The sequence below is a fragment of the Bacillus sp. mrc49 genome (genome assembly GCF_002803435.1).
Map to the genome: position 1 here is coordinate 280,010 of NZ_PHNG01000800.1, position 15,295 is coordinate 295,304.

At 32.3% G+C, this 15,295-nt stretch carries 14 protein-coding genes; 10 read left to right on the forward strand and 4 right to left on the reverse strand.

Going from position 1 to position 15,295, the window contains the following annotated elements:
* Positions 1-1,014 precede the first annotated feature (1,014 nt).
* From CVN76_RS27695 to CVN76_RS27715, 5 genes are all read left to right on the forward strand, one after another.
* Positions 1,015-1,698, forward strand: coding sequence for an EcsC family protein (locus tag CVN76_RS27695; protein WP_232732492.1), 684 nt, complete (start codon positions 1,015-1,017; stop codon positions 1,696-1,698).
* 571 nt (positions 1,699-2,269) lie between these two features.
* Positions 2,270-2,455: a hypothetical protein gene (locus CVN76_RS32500; protein WP_442857614.1), complete on the forward strand. Its 186-nt coding sequence runs from the start codon at positions 2,270-2,272 to the stop codon at positions 2,453-2,455.
* 132 nt (positions 2,456-2,587) lie between these two features.
* Complete coding sequence (locus tag CVN76_RS27705; RefSeq protein ID WP_100533867.1) at positions 2,588-2,743, forward strand: restriction endonuclease; 156 nt, start codon at positions 2,588-2,590, stop codon at positions 2,741-2,743.
* 16 nt (positions 2,744-2,759) lie between these two features.
* Positions 2,760-2,885 carry a restriction endonuclease gene (locus tag CVN76_RS32505; protein ID WP_100534214.1) on the forward strand — a complete coding sequence of 42 codons (126 nt, stop codon included), beginning with the start codon at positions 2,760-2,762 and terminating at the stop codon, positions 2,883-2,885.
* Between the two features lie 300 nt (positions 2,886-3,185).
* A complete protein-coding gene (locus CVN76_RS27715) occupies positions 3,186-4,064 on the forward strand; it encodes a restriction endonuclease (protein ID WP_157805826.1) in 879 nt (292 codons plus the stop codon).
* Positions 4,065-4,572: 508 nt separating this feature from the next.
* Here the strand turns inward: CVN76_RS27715 and kwaB are convergent.
* Together kwaB and kwaA are read right to left on the reverse strand one after the other, a co-directional pair.
* On the reverse strand, positions 4,573-5,535 hold the full coding sequence (kwaB, locus tag CVN76_RS27725) for an anti-phage protein KwaB (protein WP_100533869.1): 963 nt from the start codon (positions 5,533-5,535) through the stop codon (positions 4,573-4,575).
* Complete coding sequence (kwaA, locus tag CVN76_RS27730; protein WP_100533870.1) at positions 5,532-6,116, reverse strand: anti-phage protein KwaA; 585 nt, start codon at positions 6,114-6,116, stop codon at positions 5,532-5,534. The genes kwaB and kwaA overlap by 4 nt, the downstream gene beginning before the upstream one ends.
* 356 nt (positions 6,117-6,472) lie before the next feature.
* On the opposite strand from kwaA, the gene CVN76_RS27735 reads away from it, so the two are divergent.
* Complete coding sequence (locus CVN76_RS27735) at positions 6,473-7,471, forward strand: RES family NAD+ phosphorylase (protein ID WP_100533871.1); 999 nt, start codon at positions 6,473-6,475, stop codon at positions 7,469-7,471.
* 342 nt (positions 7,472-7,813) lie between these two features.
* Positions 7,814-8,836: a hypothetical protein gene (locus tag CVN76_RS27740; protein WP_100533872.1), complete on the forward strand. Its 1,023-nt coding sequence runs from the start codon at positions 7,814-7,816 to the stop codon at positions 8,834-8,836.
* A 277-nt stretch (positions 8,837-9,113) separates the two neighbouring features.
* On the opposite strand, the gene CVN76_RS27745 is transcribed toward CVN76_RS27740, so the two are convergent.
* Entirely contained in the window at positions 9,114-10,157 is a 1,044-nt protein-coding gene (locus CVN76_RS27745; RefSeq protein ID WP_100533873.1) for a hypothetical protein, read from the reverse strand.
* Between the two features lie 1,060 nt (positions 10,158-11,217).
* On the opposite strand from CVN76_RS27745, the gene CVN76_RS27750 reads away from it, so the two are divergent.
* The gene (locus CVN76_RS27750) at positions 11,218-12,045 is read left to right on the forward strand and encodes a hypothetical protein (RefSeq protein ID WP_100533874.1); all 828 of its coding nucleotides are present in this window, start codon (positions 11,218-11,220) and stop codon (positions 12,043-12,045) included.
* Positions 12,046-12,188: 143 nt separating this feature from the next.
* On the opposite strand, the gene CVN76_RS27755 is transcribed toward CVN76_RS27750, so the two are convergent.
* A complete protein-coding gene (locus CVN76_RS27755) occupies positions 12,189-13,325 on the reverse strand; it encodes a site-2 protease family protein (RefSeq protein ID WP_100533875.1) in 1,137 nt (378 codons plus the stop codon).
* Positions 13,326-13,868: 543 nt separating this feature from the next.
* On the opposite strand from CVN76_RS27755, the gene truA reads away from it, so the two are divergent.
* Entirely contained in the window at positions 13,869-14,606 is a 738-nt protein-coding gene (gene truA, locus CVN76_RS27760; protein WP_100533876.1) for a tRNA pseudouridine(38-40) synthase TruA, read from the forward strand.
* Positions 14,607-14,708: 102 nt separating this feature from the next.
* Positions 14,709-15,233, forward strand: a complete 525-nt coding sequence (locus CVN76_RS27765) for a type 1 glutamine amidotransferase domain-containing protein (protein ID WP_100534215.1) — start codon at positions 14,709-14,711, stop codon at positions 15,231-15,233.
* The last annotated feature ends 62 nt before the right edge of the window (positions 15,234-15,295 follow it).

Below are 15,295 nucleotides of genomic sequence, written 5' to 3' on the forward strand. Positions count from 1 at the left end.
GGATTAAGAAACTATCTTATTCGTCTAATTATTTACAATTTTCTTGTCTTGAATTTTTACAAACGAATTATATTTGTTAAAGTTTCTATAAAACAATACTCTAAAGAAAAAGATGAAATTTTTTTAAGATATTCATTGCTGAAGAAAGAGTAAGAATTACATAAGGCTATTTAATAGTTTTATTTTCAACTTGGTTTAAGAATGTAAAATTTTTTATTCGTATGATTTTTATTTTGAATGAGGTGCATCGATGATTTCCGGAGAATTAAAGCACAAAGTAAGAGAAAGTCTGGGAAATATTCCGGACAGGTGGTATTATAAATCCGCTAACCGTGATTGAACAGTTTACGTATCTTAGGTATATAAAAACACTAGTTGATAATGAAAAGAAAAAGGAAAAGGATGCTGAGATTTAGGTTAGACTTTGAAGGGATTTTCCCAAAAGAAAACCATAGATAAGGTGATCGATTTTTATTTAATAGGGCTGTGACCTTTCACAGGTATGGCCTGACAGAATGAATACGGCTCCGGGAACCTATTTAAGAAGGAATATAAAGGACAATAAGAAAATATTATTCATTGTATGAATATAAGTGAGGAGGAAAAAAATGTCTGTAAAAGACTGTGAGACTTGTGATTGTACTGGTATGTAGTTGTGAATACAATTATTGGTGGAGAAAAGGTTTCTTGCGATGATTGTGGAGGAAGAGGGTATTAAAGAAGACATAGTTTTATTATCCATTTGGCCAATTCAAAAATTTTAAATAAGTAAACTAAAATCTGAACCTTGATGGTTTGGATTTTTTTTTGGTCAAATTTTTAAAATAATATGGGTTAAGTTCATTAGGGGACATAATAACAATACATACCTATAACAAGTTTGTCTGTGCCATTTTAAAGAGACTATAAAGTTATAACGGTATTGCGAATGGGTGAGTTGCAAATTAATTATGATATCTGATAGTGTTAAAGTATAATATTACCATCAACGAGTGAAAGAAAGGTGAGGGTAAAGTGGCAAGGGAGAAAAAATCTTTAACGCACGATACAATAATGAAAGCATTAGATTGGTCATATGATAAAGCGGTTAACGGAGGTATCCCCGGAATGGATACTGCCATAGAGTTAGCAGATAATTACTTACAAAAGAGTGGAACATTAGATGAAAAAGTTAAAGCCTTAATTCTTTGGCAAAATACAAAAAGTGCCACAAGTGGTTTTTTATCAGGAGTAGGTGGAATCATTACGTTACCAATTGCCATTCCAGCGAATATAGCTAGTGTAATCTTGGTACAAGTTAGAATGGTAGCGGCTATCGCTCATATGGGAGGATATAATTTAAAAGATGATCAAGTAAGGTCTTTTGTTTATGCTTGTTTAGCAGGAAATGGGGCTAAAGATATTCTTAAAAATGCAGGAATCCAAATTGGGAAAAAGCTTGCATTCACCGGTATAAAAAGAATACCTTTTGAGGTTATAAAAAAGATTAACCAGGCAGTAGGATTCCGTCTATTGACGAAATTCGGCGAAAAGGGAGTTATTAACTTAGGGAAGATGGTCCCTTTGGCAGGAGGTTTATTTGGTGGAACGGTTGATGCACTGTCTACAAACACCATAGGGAAAGTAGCTCATAAGCTTTTTATTACAGAGTCATCGGCCAATGCTAAAGAAGAGCCGGTTATTATTGAGATGAAGTAGCAGTAATTAGGGCAAATAGATTGAACTAAAAATAGAAGCTTATCTATAAAGATAAGCTTTTTATTTGTAAATTATTATTTAAATTAATCTACGATTGTAAGTATTGCCTATATATATTAAGAAATTGAATAAAGGGGGAGAGAAATATTCATTTAAAATAGAATACTAACTTTAACCTTCCTGAACAATGAATTACGGTTAACAAGAAAGGCTTGGGGATAAATAGTGAATAATATATTATTAACAAAAATAAAAATATCTGAGATAGTTGGTTGGTCTAAAGTAAATGGTAGAAGATGGGTTAAACATTTTACCGATAAATGTTAATGGAAATAAAGTTATGTATATGATGGAGTCGTTAAGAATAATGAAATTTCTAAAAAATTGAACGAAGCTGGTATAACTATACCAAAAATTACTGATAATTAATAAGAAGGAATATCTAAATCTGAAAAAGAAGAGCAAATTCTAATAGGAATGCACAAGATTAATCGAGTACATAAAGATTATGATGAAAATATTAAAAAGTACTATACCTTTTGCTTGAGAAATGATGATTCCTTATTTAGAAATGATAAAAGATGGAGAAGCATATTCAGCTAATCAAATTACAGAAAAACTAGTAAACTTCTATAAACTAACTGAAGAGCAGCGACTAAAGATGTATGAAAATTCGGACATAGTATTTCTTTCTAGAGTGCGATGTATCAGATATAGCTTGAAAAAAGAAAACATATTGAGGAGATCAATAAGCTAACCTACCAAATTACAAATGATGGTCTTGATCTCCTTAATGAAGGCAAAGGTGAAATCGTAGAGGAAATTGAAGAATTAGAGAAAGTAGTAGATGCTCTAACTGTCGATAAACAAAAGTTAGAAGAATTAAATAATGGCAGATAATTTATTAAAGCAATTAAGAAATGTCCATTGGATGAAATTTGAAGAAATAGTGGTTGAACTGTTGACTGTAATGGGGTATGGAGACGGTAAAGTCACAAAAAGAACTAATGTCGAAGGGCTGGACGGAGTAATTAAAAACAGATAAGTTAGGTCTAGATAATATATATGTTCAAGCTAAAAGGTATGCTGTAAATAATTCTGTTGGTCGTGACGTTGTTCAAAGCTTTTCTGGTGGTCTAGACGGAAAAGGTGCAAGGATACTCCTTTTTGTAACGAATGACGATTAGGTGTATTTTAGCTTACTGACTTCGGGTATCCTTTTGTTATCTTTATTTTATGTCTTAATGTTGCTCGCTCTAACTTCATTAAACTCCTATTTAGTACTTCTGCCTCGGTTGTTCTCACAGACATATATTATAGAAAGATAGCTGGTGAAGTTTCAATACGACGAAATATTTGATGAAAGGGGTCTATTGAAAATACCCATTGTCAACTGTTAAATAACTACAAAAAGTGTAAAAATATATAAGTGATGGTATAATATACACATTGATTTTGAGTGTTAATTACAAACGATGGAGGTAATAATGTCTACCTTAAATTATTTTGAAAAAAGTTATTTTGAAGATTTGTTTAATATGGAGTCGGGCTATGTTTTAGACTTTACTAATAGACAATTTCAGGAATTCGTATATGAAGCTATTCAAATTGATATATATAAAACCCATTCAGGATTATCCAAAGCTAAAATACTTAGGGAAATTATTAGCATTTACGATAATAACATCGTCGGAAAATTGCTATTACAATTACTTAGTTATATGCGTTTTAAAAAAATGATAACTAGCGAAAATGAAGAAACCTTTAGAAAATGTGCTGAAATAGGTAATAGATTAATTGGAAAATCTATTAAATATCAATCAACAAAACCTAAAGAAAATTATAATAAAAATGATCGCCCGCTATCAAAAAAAATATTTGATAGAGAAAGATTTTTAAAAGAATTAATTAAACTTATATCTTATTCCAATCCTCAAAAAAGAGGATTTGCTTTTGAAAAATATTTGGAAAATTTATTTTTAGAATGTGGAATGGACCCTCGAGGCAGTTTTAAATTAGAAGGAGAACAAATTGATGGTAGTTTTACTTTGTATAATGAGGTTTACCTTTTAGAGGCAAAATGGACTGATAAGCGAATAGCTAAGCCGGATCTAGTAAATTTTAATGATAAAGTAGGATCTAAATCTAGGTTTACAAGAGGATTATTTATTAGCTATGCAGGATATACCAAGGAAGCACTTACTACCTTTGATAAAGGAAGAAATGTAAATATCGTTCTAATGACCATTCAAGAGCTTGTAATTTGTTTGGAACGAAATATTGATATAAAAGAAATGATATGGTGGAAGGTTAGAACCTTAGGAGAAGAAGGAATGTTTTTTAAAGATTATTCTTCCAACATATAAATAATTATTTTATCCTAATATAACCTATGATTGGAGTCTATTTAATAAAGTGGGAAAACCCACTTTTAATTTTTTTGATAGGAACTTTTTCTAAACGAAGAGAAACTTAACGAACTTCGTTGTCAAACTTATCATCGATTATGTTGTGAAAAACGGAACACTTGAAAAGAAGTATTACAAGAAGATCCATTCCGTGCTCTGGGAAGTGTAACTGAATTATTTAATGATAACCTAGATAATGTACGTGGAATTTTACGGGTTATTGATATGATTAATAATTCGGAGGAGTTTGAAGGGGCGTAATTATTTCTAGAGACAACAAATCTTAGTTGTCTCTTTATTATCTACATCAAATACCGATTACTCAAAACAATTAAAAGTATGGATATAGTAAATGAAGAAAAAAAATATTAATATAAAATTAGTCCTTTCATTTAACCTAACAAAATGAAATATTTAAAAGCCTTGAATATTATCAAGGCTTTTTTAGTGAAAAAGTTGTTAATAACTATATCTCAACTGCTTCTTTTGCTAGACTATCATAGTGAAGTTCAGTTAATCGAGATTGAAGAAAGTCATCATTTAGTAATTTTAAAAATAGTTTTTTTGATTTTTTTGTTGATAATTTAATCCTTGAATTATCATCATTAAATTCAAATTTACCTTTTAATGTTGGATAGGTTTTAACAAATTCAATAATCGTATTAGAAGGAATTCTATTAAGAACTGGAGAATGTGAGCCGATTTTAGTAAGTTTACGAGCAAAAGTAATGTCTTCTATCATTTCTCCAAGTGAATCAATATCTTCGATTAAATTTGCAGAGTCAATTTCACTTAATGCCCTAATCGCAGTGGACTTTATAATCTCGTGAAAACTAAAAAATTTCTCTAACATATTAATATTTCTTATAAATAACTCATCATTTAAACGAAAGAGATCAAAATCTGGATATATTCTTAAAATGTCATCCGGCATTTCTTTAAATCGAGTTTCATTTCCCCATTTTATTAAAGGAATACCATTTCTATCTCTTTTATATAAATTTATTGGATAGTTTCTTTTATAGGATATTAATGTACTGTCGTTATAATGTATAAGAAATATTATTCCAGTAATATCATCTAAACGATCATTATTAAACGAAAAAAGAGGGAAATCCTCTGTTCTTTGGAGTTCTTCTAAGATTTTCAACCCTACTGGAATTTGATCTAAATCATATTCAAATAATACATTTTTTCTTTCATCAAAATTTGAAATAGGTAATACACTTAGTTCTTCGTTGTTGATTATTTTTTCATTAAGATTTAAAATAAATTCATTTTTCAAATTAGTTTGGGCAGGTCTTTCTATATCTGCTCTCTTTAAAATATCTCCTGCTGGATTCTTTAAAACAAAAAATATTTCTGCTACAAATTCATTTTGATTGTCTATAAAGGTTTTAATAATATTTAATAACTCTGATTTATTCATCTGATAGCCCTCACAAAATAAATATTTTCATCAATTTTTCTATAACTCACTCTTTGATCAACTTCAAGATCTTCCCTAGATATTAAAATTATATTAGATCGATTTTCGATCCTGAATTTTGCATCAGCTTTGTAGATGCGGTATCCAAGTATAGCTAATGTTGGATTTGAATAAAATAGATTTGTTTTTAAATAAATAATTCCAATAGCCAGAAGTAAGACTAACAAAACAACTAAATATCTTGGCTTGGTTAAATCAAATGCAATTAAAGGAATAATATAAGTTGACAAAAACGTTAAATGTTCATAATTTTTATTTTCAATATTATTAATTGTAATCGGAGTTTGCTCACTACCAGAAATTTTATATTTGAATCTAAAAACACAAAGAATCCCAAAAACCAAAAAGCACAGTGCAACAATGGGAATCCAATTTAAAGCAAGAATTTTTTTAAACCCTATAAAACTACAATTATCTTCAAAACAAATTGGTATATTTATAGTAACTATAAGTATTAATAAAAAAAGTAGCCACAGTGATATTATGTAAAGTTCTATTTTATCCCAATTATTTCCTAACAAAATTATCACCTCAATATTTTCAGAGCTTTACTAAGTATATCAAATATTTAATAATATTGGGTTAATAAACAATATTTACAATTAAATATATTAAAATTACATTTTATGTTTTAAGGTAAATAATAGTCCACTGCTATTTCATCAATGGTATATAATATTAACAAGTCATTTGCCAAAAATGGTACGCGATTGCTTGGAATGTATTCGTAGACATTTCCAATGAAAAAGCTTATCAAATGATTCAGCTGAGCTCCTTTCATAACGTTTTCTCTTAGGATTAGATTGAAATCAATCTTGTGAGAGAATTTGTGATGGTTAATTACAGAATATTATAAAAATAAAAGGGGATTAGGAAAATGGTTGTTTGGAAAGATGGACTAACAAGAGTTGAGCTACTTGACGCTCTAGATGAACTTTTCTATCGCGATTTGGATTCTTGGTTTAACTCAAGTACTTTCTATTGTGACAATTGTGTTGATGATTTTATAAGACAGTGGCCAGGTATATATAGCTGGGATGAGAATTTTCAGAGAAATTCCATACCACTTGATACATTTTATGACGGTAGCCGTTTAAATGATTTTTTCACAAAAGAAGAGTTTTTAGATCTACTTAGAGATATGGAATGTCCAAATTGTGGCGATAAAGTTTCAGGTAATATATGGCCTTACGATATGAGTTTTGATGTCCCGGATAATTTTAATAATTATTTAAATGATATTGCTTTACTTGCAGATAAGACACCTTTCCTATTGTTAAGTCACCCCTTCGCTAAGCAAGTCTATAACGAAATAAGTGAGTTATCAAAAACAATTAATAATTCAAAGCTTAGCAACCCTTTATTTCGAGCGAGAGTCTACAAAAGAGGAAATTCTTATAATGAAGGTGACTTCTTAGCTCCAAATAAGAAAGATATAAAAGAAGGAAGGTACAACCACGCAGGCAGGCAGGTGCTCTATTTAGCAGAGGATGAATCAACTTGTTTTTTTGAAATGAGAAACCCTAAAGACGGGATTATGCTCGCAAAAATCGAAATTACGGAACCTTTGAAAATTCTTAACTTATTGGATGTTAATTTGGAGGGAAATAGCATTATTCAAGCGATAAAGCTTTCATCCTTACTGAGTTCACCAGATGAAGGAGATGGTTTGTTTAAACCACATTATGTTTTTACAAGGTTTGTCGCAGATGTAGCAATGTCTGCTGGGTTTGAAGCCATACGTTATCCTAGTGTTCGATTTAATGGAGGATACAATATTGCTGTTCTTAATTATGAAAAGATTAAAGTTAAAACAAATATCATAGATTTTATTTATGTTAATGAAGAAATGATTACATCCACAAACATTAAGTAATGGATATAAAAAATATTAGTGGGATATTGATGATGCTATAAAATTGTAGCTGTTTACTCTATTTAGATAATGACAAATATTATACCACTAGTGTGAAATCTTAATCTTTTTAGCTAATAGGAAGTTGATTAACCGGTCAACATCTCTTGTGTCGTCAATTACACTCCATACACAAAACAGTTGAAGGTGAGATGAAAATAGCAAAGAACCATTTAATGTTTAAAGATAGAGAAAAGTCATAGGAGGGAAATATACAAGATAAGTCGAAAAGTGGAGTTTTACTGTATCAAAATTTTAAAGATATAGTACCTAGAGTAAGCGAACAAGGATTTGGAGGGGATTATGGGTATAAATTCGAGTTATTATAATAGTAAAACAGATTATATGGATAGAGTAGTGGCTTCAAGCGGAACGTACTTTTGTAGTAAATTTACAGTTTTACGGGGTGCTTTAACTGTAGGTTTGGCTCCTAAAGAATATTTAAGTATACCTAAAGAGGTTGCTGAATGGAAATTAGCTACTGTTAATGCATTCATAGAATTTTCTACTTCTCCACTTACTATGAAAAATATAACTCATTTAGAAACTAGTGAAAAAGTTAACGTTGCCTATTTTCTAGGAATGGTATTTTCTCAAATATATATGCAAACTCACTATGGACTTAGACATTTAGAGCATCTAAGAAATTCTGGAATAAAAGTTTCTAAAAGAACAACAAGAAAGATGAACCCAGATTTATGGGGGATTAGTACAACTTTAATCACAAGCAAAACCCCACCCTCACCCAAAAGTTTTTTAGTAGAGGCTAAAGGATCCACAACAAGAAGTACTTATTTCAACGATGAAAATGTTGATAAAGCTGCAAGACAACTTGGAGTAGTAACTCAAATAAATTATAAAAGTTCAGCGGGAGCTAAACCACAAATCTTTAATAGTTCGTTGTCAAATTTAGAAAAATTAGTTGTTGCTACTCACCCAAATGATAATGGGGAGATTACTCAACATATTGTTGATCCAACAAATGGGCAAGATAATGTAGTAGAAGTTAACGGAGATGAAACTGTATATAAACATTATCTCGGGATAATGAATCTTATCGCTAACGAAACCATTATACCATCCACTAAATCTGGTATTAAATTTAAGGTTGTTGAATATAAAAAGCTTGGTTGTTTTGTAGGAATTAGTGAAAAGGTTTTTGATATTGTTTACGAATCTTTTAAAGGAAAGAAAGTAACAAGTAAATCTCTTGAGGGAATAAATAATAAAATTAATAAAGAACTAGATGACTTAAACCTATTAAATAATATTGAAAGTGAAAATTTATCGATTGGAATTGACGGCATAATAGTGTTTAAAGATTAAAAATTAAATTTCCGATGCAATAATAGCAACCAAAAAAACAATTAATTCAAAATGCAGACGAAAGGAAAATATAGAATTTTAAGGGATGATTATGAAGTTTAATTATTATAACCAAAACATCATCTGTGTTATCAATTATTTTATAAACACGTCGTACTTCAGTATGCCCTATTTTAGAGGATATACTGAAGTTGAATTTTTCCTTTTTTAAATTTCCATAGGATATTATATATTCTATTAGAGATTTTCATATTGAATTATACAGGTTAATTAAGTTCTATGAATTCTGCTGATTTAAATCTGGCATTATATATTTTAAAGTAATAAATTGCTCCATATCCTTCAAATAAAAAATTATGTTATTAAAATATCGTTTTTTAGCATTTAAAGCTGATGAGAGTTGAAGGTTTCTAGTTTGTTGATTAAAAATATATTCGGCTAATAGTGTTGGTAGGACGAATGAAAAGGTTATATAATCAATAGTATCATCAATAGTAATATACCAGTAATTTTTATTTTCGGCATAATTCCAAGTGATATTTACATCAAATGTTGTTTTTCTAGTTTTTGATAATAAATATTTAAAGTCTTCACTAGAAAATGGCTTTAATAAAATAGTAAAAGGTGAATTTGTAGAAGCTAAATATAGATCGCCAAAATTACGAATAAACATAAAATAATTGTCTAGTATATTACGCATTTTTCGATCTTGCACTTCTCTTCTATTTAGATTTAACCGAAAGAATTCTTTACGAATGATTTGTCTTATTTCATTTAATGGATAATTATTAAATTCTCTGTTAATTCTAGATGCAGTTTCGCTAATCACATTTCGTAAACCTTCATATTCATATCCGCTTAAATCTATTAAATGAATTTTGTGTGCAATAGCTAGTTTAATAGCATTGTTTGTAAACCCGCTTGTTGAAAAAATAGCGTATTGATAGTTATATCGTTGTGCTAATAAGTCTTCACCATTTAAGTCTATAGTTTGATAATTAGAATTTAGATCTTGTAGAATTCCAATCCCAGATCGAACAACATCGATTCCTGTTTTATTACTCTTAAATTTAGCTTCTAAAAATAGACGAACTGGATATGTGAAAGGTAATGAAAATGAAAATTGTCCTAAAACATCAGCTTGATGTATTCCCCCACGACCTTTAATATTTAGACCATTTCCACGTAAAGTGAATTCAGGATTCAAATTGGGGTTATTTAAGACATTTGTAGTAATCAAATTATAACCACTATTTTCAACTAATTTAGATAATGCTTCTTCTAATAAATAACCACGCAGCATTGCTTCTGTAATACGCATAATATAATTATTACTCCCTTTTAAAATTACTGTATATGTATTTTAAGATAACTTTAAAGTAATGTAGAAAAACTTTTATAATAAAGTGATTATGCTACATTTTAGAATTCCTCTCCCTATGAAACTGTTGTGAAGTGAAAGGAACATATAGGTTTTATTAAATAAATACAAATTATAATTAGGACTGATATCCCCTCTCTAACAAGGAAATTAGTTGTGACATAGTTTTTACCATTAACCCTGTAAAAATTAAAATGATGTTTTTAGTATGATTTCTGTTAAATCCACCAACATCTATTGTGTTGTCAATTACAGTCTACACATACTGATTATGGATTCCACAAGGAGAAAATAAATAATCAATTCACCTAACTACGATTACAACATCTCAAATTAAGAAAGTAAAGTCACCTTCGAGAAAATAGAAAGTTTCAATATCTGATAAATCGGTGGTCTCTCAATTGGCCTAGAGATTTTTATTACATAATTTGTATTATTTTCTCTAATAGAAATGTTAATCTCTTTATTATGTGGTTTTAATAATCAGCCAGATGAATGCAATGAATGATTAGAGAATTGAAACGGATACCGTTCTTCGAGCTGATCATTTATACAGAAATGAATGCCGTAAAAATTTATAAGAAAATGACCGTCCCACTTTAGACGGTCATTTTTAAACTTAACTCTACAGACCACCTGCTCACACATTTGCTAACATAATTATTTCATTGAGCTTTATTTATTTTATTGAGCTGATATAAAGGCCTTACAAAACATTGAGAAATCAACCTTCTTTACACTTATTTAATTCTGTTAAACCAGTTTGATTATATGAAACAAAATTGACAGGGAAGGGGTCGTGGGTTCGAATCCCTCACAGGTCATCAACTAACAAAGGCTCAAATCCTTGATATAACAAGGATTTGGGTCTTTTTTTGTATGTTTCCCATTCATTCCTTATGAGGGTGGAGAATACTTAGGATAATTAAATATTGTAAGTATTTGACATGCGAGTTATTCTTGAATCAACTAACAAGGCACAATATTGAAGGAGAAAATCATGAGTTATCTCGGAAAGTATTTGAACATGCCGCCAACAATTGACAAGCTCCATACATTAGAGAAGGAAATTGAAAAAAAAGGCTACTCCTTAAGTGATTTATCGCTATATTTAGAATTTGATTTCTCCCCTTATGAAACTACTCCCTATGATGTCATTACTTTTGCCAGTACAGGCGTTGACGGCATACATTTCGGATTTCTAACCGATTTCGGTACAGTATCTGATTTAGAGAATGCGTTCGTCGTTTGTATTAGTCCCATGGATTTTGATACACATATCAAGATTGTAGCAAGGAATATTAGGGAGTTTCTTAGCTTGGTTTGTACGATGAAGGGTGCCTTAAGTATATCTAACTTTAATATCTTCGAAGAAGAAGAACAGTATATTCAATATCTTCAAGAACAAAATCAAGTAAAACCTGAAGATAAGGAATTTGAAGAAGAAGCAAAATATGTAGTGGAGAAGATAATAGCCGCGTTTGGAAGCGAACCAATCGAGGATGTCTATCATTATGTAGAGATAAAAGTAAGGGAACAACGAGCACAACAAACCATTTTTCCCACTCTTGATGGGTTAGGCATCATACCTGTAGATAACGTGACGAGCAGCCATATCCTATATAAACTTGAAAAAGATATGACGATTGACTTGGCAGAAATGAAAGCCTTTTTTTATTCTGCAACAACAGAAAGTAAACTGGCTTTCATCAGAGATGTCCAATTCACTTATTTAATTACAAATGAGATAGCGTTAAAGGAAATGGTCATTCATGAAATGATTAAATTGGGTTTACAGGATGAAGTGGATAGATTATACGTGTTTTAGCCCTTTTTTTCTTGCCTAATTGACACCTTTGGGCGTAACATGCCAAAAATGCTTAGGGGTTACTTGCAGAGGGATTCATTTGGGGATCGGACTTCGGCAAACAAAAGGGACGCTCATTATTGAGGTCCCTTTTTCAAAATGCGTTAAGGTAATGAAGTTTTATATTGTTCCATTAAATCACCTGCATATAAGCTCGTTAACATTAAGAAAATGGCAAGTCCAAGGTATAAGGAGAACCAGATCACTTTTGTTTTGAGACTTGATGAGTAATAGGATTTCTCTTTGTCCCTGATTTCCGTTTGTTCTTGCACATCTTTAAAAAACGTTGCTGCAATTCGTTCATAGGTGCCTATATTTTCAAAATCGGTCGGTCCGTACTGGTATTCATTCGAATTAGCAGCATCAAGTAAGGATCTATAAATGGTTAATTTTACCTCGGTCCGTTGTTTTTCTTTTAGCTTATCATCATCGAATAGCGGGATATGCCAACTCTTCATTTTGTTAAGCTTTCCATGCAGCCGACTTAATTCCATATTCCAAATATTGAAGAGGCGAATTTTTTCTTCTTCTGTTGCAGCTGCAAATTCCTCTAGCTGTTCTATACCAAATTGATTGGATTCGATTACGCTATCTCTTTGATTTATGGTTATCTCGCTGCGGAATTCGTTCCACCATTTAGAGATTCCTAATATTAAGAAAAGAATTAATAACGGATTGGGGCGGAAGAACATATATACGACCATTCCGATAATCCCGACTACCCAAAGTTTTGCAGAGATGACTCCTACAATACGTCCCCCATCAAGAGGATGCACAGGCATTAGATTGAACAGATTAATCATGGCTCCAAGGGTAATGACCAAAAGCCAAAACGGATTTTCCGTCACCAAAAATAAGGGGATGGCTGGTAAGAATGCTACTGTACCTAACAATGGTCCTCCAAATGCAAGATAAGCTTCTTGGTTAGCATTCTTCGGTTCTTCTTTAAGGGCAATTAACGCTCCGACAAACGGGATGAAAATGGCACTGGATGTTTTGATGCCCTTTCGCTTAGCCGCAAGTAAATGGCCCATTTCATGGATATAAATAAGGTAGACTAAGGCTGCAGCAAATTTCCAACCGTAAACCAACGCATACGCTCCCAGTGAAACGAAAATAGATAAGAGAGAACCCACTTTTGCTACTTTCAATAGCGCAAGCAACCACTTTATTTTCCCTAGGAAAAAAAACCCGATTGCACCTAAACTTAACCATCCTTTATTCAATGTAGATTCTTTCAAAACGTACCTCCTAGAGTATATGGGAAAACAAATGATCCCGGTGATACTCTTCTTATTGATTTATCCACTTTTAATATCCTTATTATAGCTTATTTTTTCTTTGCCTTTAGGAGTATTTGCCTAAAAATATCAACTTCCAAATCTTTTTTTATTTAACAATCACCATAGAACCGGAAAGTATGGGCGAGTGATAATCGCCTATGTGTCAGTGTTTTATTGAATGATAAAGAACCAGAGCGGTGGTTTTGACAGGGGAAAGCGCAAAAAAGTGATTTGTGACGGTGGCTCGTCCGTTGCAGGGCATCAGCCTCTTTGGTACACTATGCAGAAGTGCATTATTCTTTGATTGGGAAATATTACGTTCCGATTTGCATTGTGGTATTTCGTTTTCGGGGCACATAATAAATGACAATGATGAAAACTTAAATATGTAAAGAAGCGTTTCTAAGGAAAAATCATATGTTCCCTCATACAGCAGGCGTGTATGGGGGCTTATATTTTATCAGGTTTTTTGTCTGGATAGCTTTACAGTAGGAGGAAGCAATGAACAATTATAAGCTGACCATTCAATATGATGGCGGACGCTATAGGGGCTGGCAACGGCTGGGCGATAGTGACGATACGATTCAAGGGAAAATAGAAAATGTATTAACGGAAATGGCAGGGGAGAAAATCGAAATCATTGGATGCAGCAGAACGGATGCCGGTGTGCATGCTTTTGCCCAGATTGCCAATTTCAAGATTGCTGGAAATTTGACAGAATCAGAAATAATGAACTATTTAAATAGATATTTGCCCCAAGATATAAGCATCATAGAGGTCATGTTAGTTCCTGATCGTTTTCATGCCCGTTATAATGCTAAGGACAAAACCTATTTATATAAGATCTGGAACGAGAGATATACGAATCCGTTCATGAGAAAGTACAGTATGCATGTTGAGGAAAAGCTGGATATAGAAAGGATGAAAAGGGCGTGTCAATATTTTATAGGTGCACATGATTTCACTGCTTTTTCAAATGCAAAGTCCAAGAAAAAATCAATGGTGCGTGAAATATATGTGATTGATATAGTGGAAAATGCCGGCTTCATCGAAATTAGTGTGCGTGGGGATGGTTTTCTTTATAATATGGTTAGAAAGATGGTCGGAACGCTGATAGAGGTCGGTCTTGGTGAAATAGACGCTGAGCAAATCCCGGGCATTCTGGAGTCGAAGGCAAGAGTCCAAACGGGCCGTATGGCGGATGCCGCCGGGCTGCATTTAGTAAAGGTTGATTTTTAGACAGGATATGGCTGGACTGGTTGTCTGGAGAAAATGGTTGAAAAAGTGAAGAAACAGGGAAGAATGGTAAAGTTGAATAGCACGAAGGAAGGGGAGATTTTCATGAGGTTAGCCGGAAAGAAAATTATCAGTCTTGTGCACCATGATTTTGAAGATTTAGAGCTCTGGTATCCGATCTTACGATTGAAAGAAGAGGGTGCGATCGTTCATCTTGCTGGAGAGAAGGCGAATGAAACATACATTGGCAAATATGGTGTACCCGCCGTATCCGATTATGATTACGGGAGCATCGAAGCGGAAGATTATGATGCGATTCTCGTACCGGGCGGTTGGGCCCCTGACAAAATCCGTCGGTTCCCTGAAGTGATTTCACTAATCCAAAGCATGGAAGAATCTAAAAAACCGATCGGGCAAATTTGCCATGCTGGCTGGGTGCTGATCTCCGCAAAAATTCTAGCTGGCAAGAATGTAACAAGTACGCCTGGCATTAAGGATGATATGGAAAACGCCGGAGCAACCTGGATTGACGAAGCTGTCGTAGTCGATGGAAACCTAGTATCAAGCAGACGCCCGCCTGATCTGCCGGATTACTTAAGGGAATTGATAACGGTGATAGAAAAACGTTGATGCAATTTTGATGAAAAGGCCAATCGAACGGAAGGCAAAACCCGAAAGCGGGTTTTGCCTTC

Excerpts from the sequence above, each read along its gene's own strand:
- CVN76_RS32500 (WP_442857614.1), top strand. The coding sequence starts at position 2,270 with ATGATAAAAGATGGAGAAGCATATTCAGCTAATCAAATTACAGAAAAA.
- CVN76_RS27740 (WP_100533872.1), top strand. The coding sequence starts at position 7,814 with ATGGGTATAAATTCGAGTTATTATAATAGTAAAACAGATTATATGGAT.
- CVN76_RS27735 (WP_100533871.1), top strand. The coding sequence starts at position 6,473 with ATGGTTGTTTGGAAAGATGGACTAACAAGAGTTGAGCTACTTGACGCT.
- CVN76_RS27765 (WP_100534215.1), top strand. The coding sequence starts at position 14,709 with ATGAGGTTAGCCGGAAAGAAAATTATCAGTCTTGTGCACCATGATTTT.
- kwaB (WP_100533869.1), bottom strand. The coding sequence starts at position 5,535 with ATGAATAAATCAGAGTTATTAAATATTATTAAAACCTTTATAGACAAT.
- CVN76_RS27745 (WP_100533873.1), bottom strand. The coding sequence starts at position 10,157 with ATGCGTATTACAGAAGCAATGCTGCGTGGTTATTTATTAGAAGAAGCA.
- CVN76_RS27715 (WP_157805826.1), top strand. The coding sequence starts at position 3,186 with ATGTCTACCTTAAATTATTTTGAAAAAAGTTATTTTGAAGATTTGTTT.
- CVN76_RS27750 (WP_100533874.1), top strand. The coding sequence starts at position 11,218 with ATGAGTTATCTCGGAAAGTATTTGAACATGCCGCCAACAATTGACAAG.
- CVN76_RS27705 (WP_100533867.1), top strand. The coding sequence starts at position 2,588 with ATGGCAGATAATTTATTAAAGCAATTAAGAAATGTCCATTGGATGAAA.
- truA (WP_100533876.1), top strand. The coding sequence starts at position 13,869 with ATGAACAATTATAAGCTGACCATTCAATATGATGGCGGACGCTATAGG.